This is a genomic window from Tenacibaculum larymnensis (assembly GCF_028829235.1).
GTDB lineage: Bacteria > Bacteroidota > Bacteroidia > Flavobacteriales > Flavobacteriaceae > Polaribacter > Polaribacter larymnensis.
In genome coordinates this window covers 567,103-581,207 of sequence record NZ_JAIWJY010000001.1, presented here as the reverse complement: position 1 = coordinate 581,207, position 14,105 = coordinate 567,103, and the positions used below count along the sequence as shown (strand labels likewise).

Annotated in this window: 12 protein-coding genes; 7 read left to right on the top strand and 5 right to left on the bottom strand. The window is 31.2% G+C overall.

What is annotated here, in order from left to right; genetic code table 11:
• Positions 1–16 precede the first annotated feature (16 nt).
• Positions 17–2,110: a S46 family peptidase gene (locus LCI24_RS02595; RefSeq protein ID WP_274639025.1), complete on the top strand. Its 2,094-nt coding sequence runs from the start codon at positions 17–19 to the stop codon at positions 2,108–2,110.
• A 104-nt stretch (positions 2,111–2,214) separates the two neighbouring features.
• Here the strand turns inward: LCI24_RS02595 and LCI24_RS02590 are convergent, their stop codons facing one another.
• From LCI24_RS02590 to LCI24_RS02580, 3 genes are read right to left on the bottom strand one after another with little or no spacing between them, the layout of a single operon-like run.
• On the bottom strand, positions 2,215–3,513 hold the full coding sequence (locus tag LCI24_RS02590; RefSeq protein WP_274639024.1) for a POTRA domain-containing protein: 1,299 nt from the start codon (positions 3,511–3,513) through the stop codon (positions 2,215–2,217).
• Entirely contained in the window at positions 3,497–4,504 is a 1,008-nt protein-coding gene (locus tag LCI24_RS02585) for a glycoside hydrolase family 113 (RefSeq protein ID WP_274639023.1), read from the bottom strand. The genes LCI24_RS02590 and LCI24_RS02585 overlap by 17 nt, the downstream gene beginning before the upstream one ends.
• A 21-nt stretch (positions 4,505–4,525) precedes the next feature.
• Positions 4,526–5,395 (bottom strand): transporter, encoded by an 870-nt coding sequence (locus LCI24_RS02580; protein WP_274639022.1) that lies wholly within the window; start codon positions 5,393–5,395, stop codon positions 4,526–4,528.
• Between the two features lie 138 nt (positions 5,396–5,533).
• Here LCI24_RS02580 and LCI24_RS02575 point away from each other — a divergent pair, with 138 nt between their 5' ends.
• Genes LCI24_RS02575 through LCI24_RS02550 form a run of 6 tightly spaced genes read left to right on the top strand, consistent with a single transcriptional unit; the run spans position 5,534 to position 12,521 of the window.
• Complete coding sequence (locus LCI24_RS02575) at positions 5,534–6,877, top strand: NAD(P)/FAD-dependent oxidoreductase (RefSeq protein WP_274639021.1); 1,344 nt, start codon at positions 5,534–5,536, stop codon at positions 6,875–6,877.
• 1 nt (position 6,878) lies between these two features.
• On the top strand, positions 6,879–8,501 hold the full coding sequence (locus LCI24_RS02570; RefSeq protein WP_274639020.1) for a 4Fe-4S binding protein: 1,623 nt from the start codon (positions 6,879–6,881) through the stop codon (positions 8,499–8,501).
• On the top strand, positions 8,491–8,967 hold the full coding sequence (locus LCI24_RS02565) for a toxin-antitoxin system YwqK family antitoxin (RefSeq protein WP_274639019.1): 477 nt from the start codon (positions 8,491–8,493) through the stop codon (positions 8,965–8,967). The genes LCI24_RS02570 and LCI24_RS02565 overlap by 11 nt, the downstream gene beginning before the upstream one ends.
• Before the next feature lie 3 nt (positions 8,968–8,970).
• On the top strand, positions 8,971–9,678 hold the full coding sequence (locus LCI24_RS02560) for a glycosyltransferase family 2 protein (RefSeq protein WP_274639018.1): 708 nt from the start codon (positions 8,971–8,973) through the stop codon (positions 9,676–9,678).
• Positions 9,678–11,168, top strand: coding sequence for a cellulose synthase family protein (locus tag LCI24_RS02555; protein WP_274639017.1), 1,491 nt, complete (start codon positions 9,678–9,680; stop codon positions 11,166–11,168). Before LCI24_RS02560 ends, LCI24_RS02555 begins: the two co-directional genes overlap by 1 nt.
• A gap of 30 nt (positions 11,169–11,198) precedes the next feature.
• Positions 11,199–12,521, top strand: a complete 1,323-nt coding sequence (locus LCI24_RS02550; RefSeq protein ID WP_420802973.1) for an MptA/MptB family glycosyltransferase — start codon at positions 11,199–11,201, stop codon at positions 12,519–12,521.
• 122 nt (positions 12,522–12,643) lie between these two features.
• Here the strand turns inward: LCI24_RS02550 and LCI24_RS02545 are convergent, their stop codons facing one another.
• Positions 12,644–13,225, bottom strand: coding sequence for an acyltransferase (locus LCI24_RS02545; RefSeq protein ID WP_274639015.1), 582 nt, complete (start codon positions 13,223–13,225; stop codon positions 12,644–12,646).
• A gap of 49 nt (positions 13,226–13,274) precedes the next feature.
• Entirely contained in the window at positions 13,275–14,018 is a 744-nt protein-coding gene (locus LCI24_RS02540; protein ID WP_274639014.1) for an energy transducer TonB, read from the bottom strand.
• Positions 14,019–14,105: the final 87 nt, after the last annotated feature.

The window sequence follows — 14,105 nt, the reverse complement described above, 5'->3', positions numbered from 1 at the left end:
TTTTAAAAATAAACAAATGAAGTACATAAAAATTCTATTCTTATTTATTGTCGTTCAAGTTACTGCTCAACAAGGTGGCATGTGGATTCCTTCGCTTTTAGAAGGAATGAACGAACAAGAAATGACTTCTTTAGGAAGTAAACTTACCGCAAAAGACATTTACGATGTAAACAACTCAAGTTTAAAAGATGCTATTGGGCACTTTAATGGAGGTTGTACTAGTGAAGTAATTTCTCCTGAAGGATTAATTTTAACCAATCACCACTGTGGTTTCGGACAAATTCAATCACACTCATCTTTAGAAAACGATTATTTAAAAGATGGTTTTTGGGCAATGAGTAAAAAAGAAGAATTGCCTAACAAAGGTTTATATGTTGAGTTTATTGTTCGTATTGATGATGTAACTACCAAAGCTTTAAATGGAGTTAACAACGCAATGACTGAACGTGAAAAACAATCCACTATTGATAAAAACATCAACGAAATTACTAAATCAGTAAAAAAAGAGACTTGGCAAAATAGTAAGGTAAAGCCTTTTTACAAAGGAAACCAATATTTCTTATTTGTTACTGAAAAATTTGAAGACGTTCGTTTAGTTGGGGCACCACCAAGCAGTATAGGTAAGTTTGGTAGTGATACCGATAACTGGGTTTTTCCACGTCATACAGGAGATTTTTCATTATTTAGAATTTATGCTGATAAAAACAATCGTCCTGCTAAGTACAGCAAAGACAACGTTCCTTACAAACCAAAGCACTTTTTACCTGTTTCTTTAGACGGAATTGAGGAAGGTGATTTTACTATGGTTTTTGGTTTCCCAGGTCGTACTAATGAGTATTTACCAGCCGTTGCTATTAAACATATTACACAAGAGTTTAACCCAAGTAACATTGCTATTAGAGAAGCTGCATTAAAAGAAATTGATGCACAAATGAAAGCAAGTGACGCTGTTCGTATTAAATATGCTTCAAAACAAGCACGTATTGCAAATGCTTGGAAAAAATGGATTGGTGAAAACTTAGGTATTAAAAAAAGTAATGCTATTGCAGAGCGTCAAGCTTTTGAAGCTACTTTCAAAAAAGCATTAAAAGAAAAAGGGTTAGAAAAAAACTACGGAAATATTCTTCCTGAGTTTGAAAAGTTATATGCCGATTTTGCTGATATCAATATTAAAAGAAGAAATTTTATTGAAGTTTTCTTGGTGACTAACGAGTTAATGCAAATGACTTTTAGAGCGTATCAATTAGAACAGGTAGCCTTAAATAAACCTGAAAAATTTGAAGATGCAAAAACTTCATTAATCAATAGAATTAAAGGAATTCATAAAAACTTTGATGTAAATGTAGACAAAGGTGTGTTTAAAAATGTGATGCCTTTATACAATCCTACTAATGTAGATGCTTCTATTTACGACAAAACAAGTTTTATTGATTTAGACAAAGCTTTACAATTATTAGAAGGTGATGCTAAAAAGGTGGTTAAAAACTTAAACAAGGATGCTGCTTACCAATATGCAAAACCTATGATTGAAGAGTTTTATACTAAAATCAATCCTGAGTTTCAGCAAAAAAATCAGCCAATTACAGCCTTACAAAAAACATACATGAAAGCATTAATGGAAGCATTACCTAATGCACGCTATTTTCCAGATGCTAACAGTACTTTGCGTGTTACCTATGGTCAAGTTCGAGGGTATTCACCAAGAGATGCAGTATATTACAATCCTGTAAGCTATTTAGATGGTGTTATTGAAAAGTATGTTCCTGGTGATTATGAATTTGATGTTCCTCAAAAGTTACGTGATTTATACGACGCTAAAGACTTTGGACAATACTCTGATAAAAACGGGAAAGTGCCTGTTTGCTTCTTAGGAACTAACCATACTACAGGAGGTAACTCAGGAAGTCCTGCTATTGATGCACATGGAAACTTGATTGGCTTAAACTTTGACCGTGTTTGGGAAGGAACCATGAGTGACATGAATTACGATCCAGAAATTTGTAGAAATATTATGGTAGATGTTCGTTATGTATTATTTATTGTTGATAAATATGCAGGAGCAAAGCACTTAATTGAAGAAATGAAATTAGTACACCCTAAGAAAAAATAAACTATTTTTCTACGTAGAAATAACTCAAAAAGCGAGGTTTGTATTTTACAACCTCGTTTTTTTATACAACCTTGGAGATTGGACTCTTGGCTATCGCCCTGCGATTAAAAATATTGACCTATCCCAAATACAAATCCTTTTGATGCATTCTTTGTAAGTCCATGCCCATAATCAATTCTAAAAACCGCATTGAATATTTTTTTATTGATAAAACGCAAACCAATACCAGAATACATTCTAACATTATCACTATCTACAAAATCACTTAATGCTCCTCCAGGCTTTCGCCAAGTTCCAACATCAGTAAAGACATTTCCTTGCAAAACAAACCATTTCTTTTCATACAAGGTATAGCGGTACTCTGTATTTAAAACAATGCTTCCTGTTCCTCTATCAACTAAAATACCAACACCTCTTAAATTCAAATTATTATCCAAAGTAAATGGGGCGAATGGAGTATTATCATTAGATGACAAACCAACTCGTAATCTGTTTGCCCAATTTCCTTTATTACCTAGTCTCTTAAAGTAAAATAAGTCATTCCAAAAAATTAAAAAGTCATTTTGATATTCATTCTCCGATGTCACATATTGTCCATGAAACTCATTTTTAAACCCGTTGATGTATTGATAATTATAATCTAAATTATCAAAAGTATAAATTAGCTTCAACAATTTTTTATCTACGTTTAACTCAGTTGGAACATTAGATGAAGTACTCCCGTTTAAATAATTATACTTTTCTTTAAAAAAGTTAATTCCAAATTGGAATTGATGTTTAAAATCGTGCTGATATAAAGCCAAAGCTTCATAAGAGATATTCTGATATTTATAATTAGCTGATTCACTCTCAAAATACAATGGTTCTTCACTTGTCCAGTTTTGATGATTTAATGCTAACCCCCATTTTGCTGAAAACAATGTGGGAGCTCTAAAGTTAACTCCATAAGAATCAAATCCGTTGTATTGATAAAACCCACCTAAAACAATATTTCTTCCTAAAAAATTATACTCACCAACTCCAATTCTGTAAGCCAGTTTTTGATTAATTGTTTTGTGAAAGTTAATTTCAGGAATTATTGTAAAGTTCTCTTCTACCGTTACAACAACATTACATTTATTATCAGAACATGATGCTTTAAAGTATGCATTAGAAATTGCTGGTAAGCGCTTTAAGCGAGTCATATCATTCTTCAGTACAATTGAATCAAGTACATTATTTTCTTTTGAACTCAATATCCTCCTTAAAACATGTTTTTTAGTTTTTTTAACTCCTGAAAAAGTAATTTTTTCTATTCTTTTTTCTTGTGAATAGCTATTTACAGACAACCAAAGCACTGCAAAAGTTATTGTTTTTAGAATAAATAAGTGTTGCTTATCATACTTCTTACCTACTACTTTCATACATCTTTTTTATAGTCAACTCTGCTGGTTTGTTTTGTGGCGTAAACCGATTGTTCTCTTGACCTCCTACTTCTTTATGATTATGAAACCATTTCCAAACAAAACCTCCAGCAAACCAGTCTTCTTTCCAAAATTGATTATACAAAGCCTGTAATGCTTTTTGTTGATTTTCTAAATTTACATCTCCTTCAATTCTTCCTGAGTTCCATGGTTCTTTCCCTGTAAAATTTACACTTCTATACCCGTACTCAGTGAATAGAACAGGTTTCTTGAACTTACTTTGTACCTGAGTAACTTCATTTTTGTGCGGTTGCCATCCTCTTTCTAAATCTGTTATACTTGGAGATTTCTGATCACTTAACGGAAAATAAGCATCAATTCCTATAAAGTCTAAATCTTTCCAAAAACTTACTCGCTTAAACTCATCCCAGTTTGCAGCATAAGTCAATTTCCCTGAATATACTTTTCTGATTTTTTTTATGAGTTTTTGCCAATACTGAGGTCGGTTTTTCACAAACTGCTCCAATTCTGTACCAATACAAAAAATTTCTGCATTTATTTCTTCTGCTACTTTGGCAAAAGCAAGAATGAAATTCTCATAAGACTCCTCTAACTCCTTCCATTTAGCTTCAGAATTCATTTTTATAGCTCCTGTATAAACACCATTCCAAACCCAAATTTGTGGTTTCAACATAATCTTTATCTTACTTTGTTGAAACTCTTTGGCATATTGTTTTACACCTTCTTTTGTTTCTCCAAACCATTGTTTCTTGGAGTTATAAATCACATTTGGAGATGATAAATTTTTAACAAATCCAAAAGGCATCAGTGTAACATAATTTGCTGATACCTTTTTTACGTCATCAATATGTTGGTTTGTTATTTCTTTTGAAGAAGCAACAAAACTAACACCATTTATCTTTTTTGACTGACTCGTACAAGAGCTACAAAAAAGTATAAAACTTAATAAAAAGAGTTTTAGAGTTTTCATTACTCCTCTAATTTACTACTTTTAAAATAATGCTCGAATTCCTAAATTAAAACTTTGTCCTAAGCCATTGTTTGTTCCTCTAACAAAATTACTATACAATACTTCTAAGTTTAAAGTCTTGGTGATTTGATATTTTCCTCCTAAACCTAAAGCTGTATAATCTTGTGTAAAATCTCCAAACCTTTGTGAATGCTGTGTAAAAGCCAAAACTGTAGACTTTTCATTTGGAAAGTAACTGAAGAAGATTCCTGGAGCTAATAAAAAAGTATTGTTAGCAAAACTATCCTCATCCCCAAAATTATACTCTGTATTTAACTCTGTAAACAACTGCCATTTTCCATTAGAAAAAGTATAATCATAAAAGAATCGATTTTGAAAAGTCCAAGCTGTTTGATCCAAAAACACACCATTTTCTGTTTCATTGCTAACTAAAGGAATATGTACTGCTGATTGAACTGAAAAATTTCCTACATTTTTTAATGGTTGGAACTTAATAGCTGGTGCAAATGATGTAATTCCTTTTCTCTCTGTATTTGGATTGTCTTTTAAACTAAATACTGATAATGCTTGGCGATCACCAATTGTATTAGAACGAAACTCAATAATTGCTCCTATATTAATACGATTGTTTTCCGAAATTCCTGTAAAAGCTTCTAATGTTGAAGTAAAGTAGTTTTCTCTTAGCTTTGATTTATTATTGCCATCTGCATCAGCAAATTTTGTTTCTGTATACAAGTTATTAAACCATTTAATATCCCATTGTCCATTGTTTAAAAGCTTAGATGGTGTATACGTTTGAATGTTTGATTTTTCTACTTTATCTTCTTGAGCATTTGAAATTTGCACTACCAAAAAGAATAAAATTGAAAAGCTTATTAACTGTCGTTTCATATGATGAATTTTATATAAATCATAGGTCGTCCTAAAAAAACTCCACTTACAAAACACTTTTATTTAAAATGATTCTAAATTTAATTCCTTCATTAAGTTCTTAACTTTAGCAACGACCTAAACTGCAAATCAACATTTATGGAGCACGTTGTTATTATTGGTAATGGAATTTCTGGAGTTACAGCCGCAAGGCATATCAGAAAATTATCAGACAAAAAAATTACCATTATTTCTTCTGAGACTGATGAGTTCTTTTCAAGAACCGCTTTAATGTATGTGTACATGGGACACATGAAGTTTGAACATACACAGCCATACGAATCTTGGTTTTGGAAGAAAAACAGAATCAACCTTAAAAATGGTTTTGTTTCAAAAGTATATTCATCAGAAAAAGAGGTAGAGTTTAGTACCGGAGAGAAATTGTCTTATGATAAATTAATTATTGCCACCGGTTCAAAGCCTAACAAATTTGGCTGGCCTGGTCAAGATTTAAAAGGTGTTATGGGAATGTATCATAAACAAGATCTAGAGGCTCTTGAAAAACACGCCCCAAATAATGATGTGTGTAAAAGAGCTGTAATTGTTGGTGGAGGTTTAATTGGTATTGAACTTGCAGAAATGCTTCATAGCAGGAATATTCCTGTTACTTTTTTAGTTCGAGAAGATAGTTTTTGGGACAAAGTGTTACCCAAAGAAGAATCTGCCATGATAAATCGTGAAATTATAGAAAATCATATCGATCTACGTTTAGGTGTAAATCTAAAAGAAATAAAATCAAATAAAAGCGGGCAAGTTACATCTGTAATTATTGAAGAAACTGGTGAAGAAATACCTTGTAATGTTGTTGGTTTGACTGCTGGTGTTTCTCCTAATATTGACTTTTTAAAAGATTCGGAAATTGAACTTGGTAGGGGAGTTAAAGTCAATCGTTTTTTAGAAACCAATATCAAAGATGTGTATGCTATAGGTGATTGTGCAGAACAACATGAAGCAATTGGTTTACGTCGTCCTATTGAAGCTGTTTGGTACACTGGTAGAATGATGGGTGAAACCGTTGCACAAACTATTTGTGGTAACCGAATTCAATATAAACCAGGTCATTGGTTTAACTCTGCAAAATTTATTGATATTGAATACCAAACCTATGGTTGGGTGTGGCCACAACCTAAAGAAAATGAAGCGCATTTTTACTGGGAACACGAGAGTGGTAAAAAATGTATTCGAATTAACTATGATAAAAACACGCAAGAATTCCTTGGTATAAATACATTAGGAATACGAATGCGTCATGAGTTTTTTGACAAAGTTTTGAATGAAAAGCAGTCTGTAACTTATACTTTAGAACATTTAGCAGATGCAAACTTCGACCCAGAATTCTATAAACTTCACGAATCGGAAATTGTAGCAAAATTCAACAAAGAAAACAACACCAATATTCAATTAAAAAAGAAAAGCTGGAAAAGAATTTTCAGTAGAGTTTAAAATGAGAATAATAAAACAAACAGGTTTACTACTATTCTTAATAGGGTTAATCATTTTTTCAGGAGTAATTTTTACAGGCTCTTTTAATTTAAGTCAATCAAAATTAGACTCATTCATTACTGAAAAAGGGTATAAAAGTGAATTTATAAAAGATGAACTTAGTAAAGCCATCGTTACCGATGAAAGCTTAAATATTTTTGAGTTTTCTAGCCGAGTTAGAAATGCTTACGAAGCATCTAACAATCATTACAATACTCTAATTGCTAAATACGATGCTGAAAAGAACTGGGATAAAAAAGGTGAACAATACCAATATTTAATTTATGGTAAACCTCATACGTTGAGTTATGAATTAGCTAAAAAATCAGGTAATGGTTTTGTTAAAAACAACTCTGGCTTGTTATGGTTACTCACTTTTGGTTTAGGTATTTTCGGGGCGTTATTATTTATACTTCCTAATTTCATTTTACTAGGGCCTAAAGGAATAAAAAACAACGGTATTTATTTAGAAGCAAGCACAAACCGTGGTTGGATAGCTTGGTTAGTTTTAATTTATCTGGTAGTATTTTACTTATTACTTTATTTTTTTCCTGACTATGTTGTTAACTGGACTTTTATATTAGATCCTATTAGCAAGTTTTTAAACGGTGGCGAAGCAAGTCAGTGGTTCGTATATGGTTTTTTATACTGTGTAATTATGCTTACAATGGGAGTAAGAATGTATATAAAATACAGACACAATAAATATCAAGTTATTAGAACAACTTCTGTATTATTCTTTCAAATTGTGTTTGCCTTCCTTATTCCAGAAATAATGACAAGTTTAAATATGCCAGGGTATGATTTTAAAAATGCCTTTCCATTAGATTATGACTTCTTTTTTGAATGGAATTTAGATAGCTTAAGAAACAGCGGAGCTATTGGTTTATTTATTTTAGTTTGGGGTATTGTACTTACACTTATCATTGTTCCTGTAATGGTATATTTCTTCGGAAAAAGATGGTATTGCTCTTGGGTTTGCGGTTGTGGTGGTTTAGCTGAAACTTTAGGTGATCCATACCGTCAACATTCTAACAAAAGTATGAATGCATGGAAATTAGAACGTTGGTTAATACATAGTGTTTTGGTATTTTCTTTAGTAATGACCATTGTAACGTTATACTGTTACTTTACTGGAGCGCAATCTTTCCTTGGAATTAATTCTCAATGGATTAAAGACACGTATAGCTTTTTAATAGGTGCTTGGTTTGCAGGAGTTATTGGTACTGGATTTTATCCAATTTTTGGGAATCGTGTTTGGTGTCGTTTTGGTTGTCCGTTGGCCGCTTATTTAGGAATTGTTCAACGTTTTAAATCTCGTTTCAGAATTACTACTAATGGAGGACAATGTATTTCTTGCGGAAATTGTTCTACATATTGTGAGCAAGGTATTGATGTGCGTGCATACGCACAAAAAGGAGAAAATATTGTTCGTGCAAGTTGTGTTGGATGTGGAATTTGTTCGGCAGTATGTCCTCGTGGTGTTTTAAAGCTAGAAAATGGTCCAGAAAAAGGGCGTATTAATCCAACAGAAATTTTATTAGGTAACGATGTAGATTTAATGAAATTAGTGAATGAAAAATAATGTTTTCATAATATGCTTTTTTGTTACTTTCTCTTTAGTAGGACAGAAAATATATCATAAATCATTCTATGAAAACGGAACATTAAAGAAAGAAGGTTGGCTTGAAAATAATCAGAAAACCGATTATTGGATCTTCTATTATAAAAATGGAAACATAAAAAAAGAAGGTAGATTTAAAAGTAATCTTCCTGTAAAATACTGGTACTTTTATCGTGAAAATTCTTCTAGAGAAAAGGAAGGGCACTTTGTTAATGGTATTCAAAGCAAATGGTGGATTTTTTATAGTAAAAAAGAAAACACTTATCAAAAGTGTCAAATCAAAAACAATAAAAAAAACGGATACTGCTTATTATACAAGAAACATAAATTAACAAAAGCTGTAAAGTTTAAAGAAGGAGTAAAGTTAAAAGAATGGAATAATTTGTCTTCTTTTGCAGAAGAAAACAATCTCAACGACTTAAAATAATAAATGAATCCACTTATAAAAGTTATCATCCCCGCATATAACGAACAAGATTCAATTGTACATGTAATTAATGATATTCCCTCTTTGGTAAACGAGGTAATTGTTATTAGTAACAATTCAACAGATAACACTGAAGTTAATGCTAAAAATGCAGGAGCTACTGTACTCACCGAAGATAGAAAAGGCTACGGTTACGCTTGCTTAAAAGGAATGGAGTACATAGCTTCATCTTCTATAAAAAACCCAAACAACAAACCTGATATTATTGTTTTTTTAGATGGTGATTATTCTGATTACCCTGAACAACTCACCGAACTTATAGCTCCAATAATAAATGATGATATTGATTTTGTAATTGGTGCTCGTGTACAACGACTACGAGAAAAGGGTTCTATGACTCCTCAACAAGTTTTTGGTAATTGGCTAGCAACCTTTTTAATGAGATTATTTTTTGGTGCAACTTTTACAGATTTAGGTCCTTTTAGAGCCATTAAGTACGATAAATTACTTGCTTTAAACATGGAAGATAAAACGTATGGTTGGACAGTAGAGATGCAATTAAAGGCTTTAAAACAAAAATTATCTTATACAGAAATTCCAATGAAATATAGAAATAGAATTGGCGTTTCAAAGGTTTCAGGAACTGTAAAAGGTAGTATATTAGCCGGCATAAAAATTTTAGGTTGGATCTTTAAATATAGCTTTAAATAATGGTCTTAGAATACATAATAATTACGCTATACACTATATCACTAGTACTTATACTGCTATACGCTATAGCACAGTTAAATCTACTTATCAATTATTTAAAAGCTCAGAAAAAAAAAGAAAACATCCCTACATTAGATGTATCTGATATTAACAAAGTTCCGTATGTAACAATACAGTTACCTGTTTATAATGAACTTTATGTAATGGAACGTTTATTAAACAACATTGCCAAGTTAGATTATCCACACGAAAGGTTAGAAATTCAAGTATTAGATGATTCTACTGATGAATCAGTTGAGAGTACAGCTGCACAAATTAAAGAGCTTCAAAAAACAGGTTTAGACATTCAACATATTCGACGTGAAAATCGTCAAGGTTTCAAAGCTGGTGCTCTAAAAGAAGGACTTAAAACGGCTAAAGGAGAATTCATTGCTATTTTTGATGCTGACTTTTTACCTAAAGAAAATTGGTTACTGGAAACCGTTCCATATTTTAAAGATCCTGAAATAGGGGTAGTACAAACTCGTTGGGGACACATTAATAGAAACTATTCAACCTTAACAAAAATTCAGGCCTTTGCTTTAGATGCACATTTTACACTGGAGCAAGTAGGTAGAAACAGTCAAGGACATTTTATCAATTTTAATGGTACTGCGGGTATTTGGCGTAAAGAATGTATATATGATGCTGGAAACTGGGAGGGTGATACATTAACTGAGGATTTAGATTTAAGCTACCGAGCTCAATTAAAAAACTGGAAGTTTAAATATTTAGAGAATGTAGTTACTCCTGCTGAATTACCTGTAGTTATTAGTGCTGCTCGCTCTCAGCAGTTTAGATGGAATAAAGGAGGGGCAGAGAATTTTCAGAAAATGTTAAAGAGGATTATTACAAGTTCTAATATTCCTTTTAAAACAAAACTTCATGGAACGCTACACTTACTAAATAGCTCTATGTTTACTTGCATATTTTTAGTTGCTGTTTTAAGTATACCTATGCTATATATTAAAAATGAATACGCTCATTTAAAAATTTACTTTTTAGTAATGAGTTTTTTCATTGTAAGTACCTTTATTTTCTTTATTTGTTACTGGTTTATGTATAAAAGAACTTATGGTGGCGGCTTTTGGAATTTTATCAAATATATTGGTGCCTTTTTTGCTTTTTTCTCTATTGCTATGGGCTTCTCTTTACACAATACGATTGCTGTATTGGAAGGTCATTTGGGTAAAAAAAGTGAATTTGTAAGAACACCTAAATTCAATATTAACTCTTTAAAAGATAGTTGGAAAAACAATAAATACATTCGTAAAAGGCCTTCTTTACATGTAATTATAGAAGGTTTGTTAGCTTTATACTTTGCTTTTGGTATGTATAGTGCTTTTACGGTTGGTGATCAGGGTGGAGATTTTGGTTTGTTCCCTTTTCACCTGATGTTATTTGTTGGCTTTGGATACGTCTTTTTTAAATCCATTTTCTCAAAAGCTTAGATGCCTTTTTTAAAAAAATATAGCTCAATTATGCTAACATTTGTTAGTGTAGTGCTGTATTTTTTATTTGCTTATACAATTGAACGTACTGAGTTTAATAAGTTACTTTTTATATGGGTTGCCTTATTTACTTGTTATTTTGGTCTTTTACAAAATAAGCAGTTATCCTTTGTACATTTAGCTGGTATTGCTGTTTTATTTCGATTGGCTTTCTTTTTTGCTATCCCTAATTTATCACAAGATTTCTATCGCTTTATCTGGGATGGTCGTATGATTTTAGAAGGGTTAAACCCTTATTTATCCTTGCCTCAAACATTTATTGAACAAAACAGCTATCCCATAAACCAAGCTAAGGAGTTATATGGAGGAATGGGGGCTTTGAATGGTAGTCATTATACCAACTACCCTCCAATTAATCAACTTTGTTTTTTAATAGCTGCTCTTTTGGCTAAAAATAGCATTATTGGAAGTGTTGTTGTAATGAGAGTATTGATTATTTTAGCTGATATAGGTATTTTATACTTCGGAAAAAAAATTTTAGAAAGGCTACAGTTACCTGTTAAAAACATTTTTCTATATATTTTAAATCCTTTTGTGATAATTGAACTTACTGGAAACTTACATTTTGAACCTGTAATGTTATTTTTTTTGGTTTGGAGCATTTATCAGTTACAGCAACAAAAATGGTTTTCAGCAGCTATATTACTAGCTTGTTCTATTTCAGTTAAATTAATTCCTTTACTCTTTTTACCCTTATATTTTCAATGGTTTGTAAAGAATGATTTCTCATTCCTTAGAGGTTTCAAAAAATTAGTATCCTTCTACGTAACTGTAATTTTTACAGTCATTTTACTTTTTCTTCCATTTTATTCTTCTGAATTAGTTTCAAACTACATGAACTCTGTTGGCTTATGGTTCAGAAATTTTGAGTTTAATGCTAGTTTTTACTACTTAGCGAGAGAAATTGGTTATTTATTTAGAGGCTATAATGAAATAGCTATTATTGGTAAGATTATACCTATTGTTACTATTTTCTTTTTATTGATTCTTACTTTTTTCAAAAAAAACAAGTCTGTAAAACAGTTAATTGTAAGCATGCTATTTGCTTTATCATTCTATTATTTTTTAACAACAACAATGCATCCTTGGTATATAGCAACGCTTTTAATTATATCGATGTTTACCCAATATCGTTATACTGTTTTGTGGAGTTTAGTAATTATATTAAGTTATCAAGCATACGCTAACTCTCCATGGAAAGAAAATCTTTGGTTAATTACTTTGGAGTATCTAATTCTGTATACTTACTTTATTTGGGAAGTTTTTATAAAAAGAAAACCCACTCAAAATTGAGTGGGAAAAATTGCTATGAAAAAGAAAAAGAAAGTGGTTTTAAAACCACTGTTCAAATATAAATAAGATTTTTCTTTTCACAAATGTTTTTTTTATTTTTTTTACTTTTTTAAAACTTTACCTTAAAGTTTTCTTAACTCATTGTCTTCCAACATGTATTTTTCTCCACTTTCTGGACATATAGCCAAACCATCTTTATCAAAAGTTAAACGATGTCCGTATTCGCTAATCCATCCTATTTGTTTCGATGGATTTCCTACAACTAAAGCGTAGGGTTGCACTTCTTTAGTTACCACAGCTCCTGCCCCTATAAAAGCATACTCTCCAATATTATTACCGCACACAATTGTTGCATTTGCTCCTATACTTGCGCCTTTTTTAACAATTGTTTCTAAATACTGATCTTGTCTTTTTATTGCACTACGTGGATTAATTACATTTGTAAAAACCATAGAGGGCCCTAAAAAAACATCGTCTTCGCATGTTACTCCTGTATATATGGAAACATTATTTTGAACCTTAACATTATTTCCTAAAACAACTTTTGGTGACACCACAACATTTTGTCCAATATTACAGTTGTTTCCAATAATACAATTAGGCATAATATGGCTAAAGTGCCATATTTTTGTTCCATTTCCAATTTTACAACCGTCATCTATAACTGCTGTTTCGTGTGCAAAAAAAGTTTTGTCTGTATCCATATATAACAAAAATAAAAAAAACTCAACCAGTTGGTTGAGTTTTTAATTTTTATTCTACCCTAAAAGTAATAGGCAAAGTATATTTTACTTTTACTTCTTTATTATTCTGTTTACCTGGAATAAATTTTGGTATTTTATTTACAACCCTATCAGTTTCATTTTTTAATTTGTAATGTGGAGCTCTAATTTTAACATCAACTACATCTCCTTTTTTATCAATAATAAATTGAGTTATTATTTTATACTTTCCTGAGTTTAATCCTACTTCTTGTGCTAATTCAGAATTAAAATTACGTTGTATATGCTGTTGTATTTTTCTTTCAAAACATTTTATGTTTTCTTCTTCTGATAGTCCTTCACATCCTTTAAAAACAGGTGTATTTTGAACATTGTTAATTGAAACTGGATCATCGTCTTTATCAACTACCTCTTCTTCTTTTACCTGACTTAGTGTTGCAACATCTATAGAACCATTATCTACAGGTAAATCTATTACAGTGGTGTTTTCCGTATTATTATCTACCACTTCTGGTTTAAATACTTCTTTAATTACGCGCTCTTGCTTTGGCTTTTCTATTTCTTTTACTTCTCTTTTTACAATAACGGGAGTGTCAAAAGTATAAACTTTCTCATAAACTTTTGCATTCGTAGGTTCAACTATTGCTACATCTTTAGGTGTTTCGTGTTCTAAAACAAGAAAAACTACAAACAAAGTTAGCACCAAACCTAACTGTGTAAAAATAGTTGAGAATTTTTCTAATTGCTTTTTAGCATGTTTCTTAGGTGTTTTCATAGTATTAAATTTTTATGTTAATACTATGTTAAAAACAAGAAACATGCCAATAAAAAAGGCAATCCATATGGATTGCCTTTTTTTATA

Bases quoted from the DNA above. Each gene is read 5' to 3' on its own strand.
- LCI24_RS02585 (WP_274639023.1), bottom strand. From the start codon at position 4,504: ATGAAAACTCTAAAACTCTTTTTATTAAGTTTTATACTTTTTTGTAGC.
- LCI24_RS02540 (WP_274639014.1), bottom strand. From the start codon at position 14,018: ATGAAAACACCTAAGAAACATGCTAAAAAGCAATTAGAAAAATTCTCA.
- LCI24_RS02545 (WP_274639015.1), bottom strand. From the start codon at position 13,225: ATGGATACAGACAAAACTTTTTTTGCACACGAAACAGCAGTTATAGAT.
- LCI24_RS02570 (WP_274639020.1), top strand. From the start codon at position 6,879: ATGAGAATAATAAAACAAACAGGTTTACTACTATTCTTAATAGGGTTA.
- LCI24_RS02555 (WP_274639017.1), top strand. From the start codon at position 9,678: ATGGTCTTAGAATACATAATAATTACGCTATACACTATATCACTAGTA.
- LCI24_RS02590 (WP_274639024.1), bottom strand. From the start codon at position 3,513: ATGAAAGTAGTAGGTAAGAAGTATGATAAGCAACACTTATTTATTCTA.
- LCI24_RS02565 (WP_274639019.1), top strand. From the start codon at position 8,491: ATGAAAAATAATGTTTTCATAATATGCTTTTTTGTTACTTTCTCTTTA.
- LCI24_RS02575 (WP_274639021.1), top strand. From the start codon at position 5,534: ATGGAGCACGTTGTTATTATTGGTAATGGAATTTCTGGAGTTACAGCC.
- LCI24_RS02580 (WP_274639022.1), bottom strand. From the start codon at position 5,395: ATGAAACGACAGTTAATAAGCTTTTCAATTTTATTCTTTTTGGTAGTG.
- LCI24_RS02560 (WP_274639018.1), top strand. From the start codon at position 8,971: ATGAATCCACTTATAAAAGTTATCATCCCCGCATATAACGAACAAGAT.
- LCI24_RS02595 (WP_274639025.1), top strand. From the start codon at position 17: ATGAAGTACATAAAAATTCTATTCTTATTTATTGTCGTTCAAGTTACT.
- LCI24_RS02550 (WP_420802973.1), top strand. From the start codon at position 11,199: ATGCTAACATTTGTTAGTGTAGTGCTGTATTTTTTATTTGCTTATACA.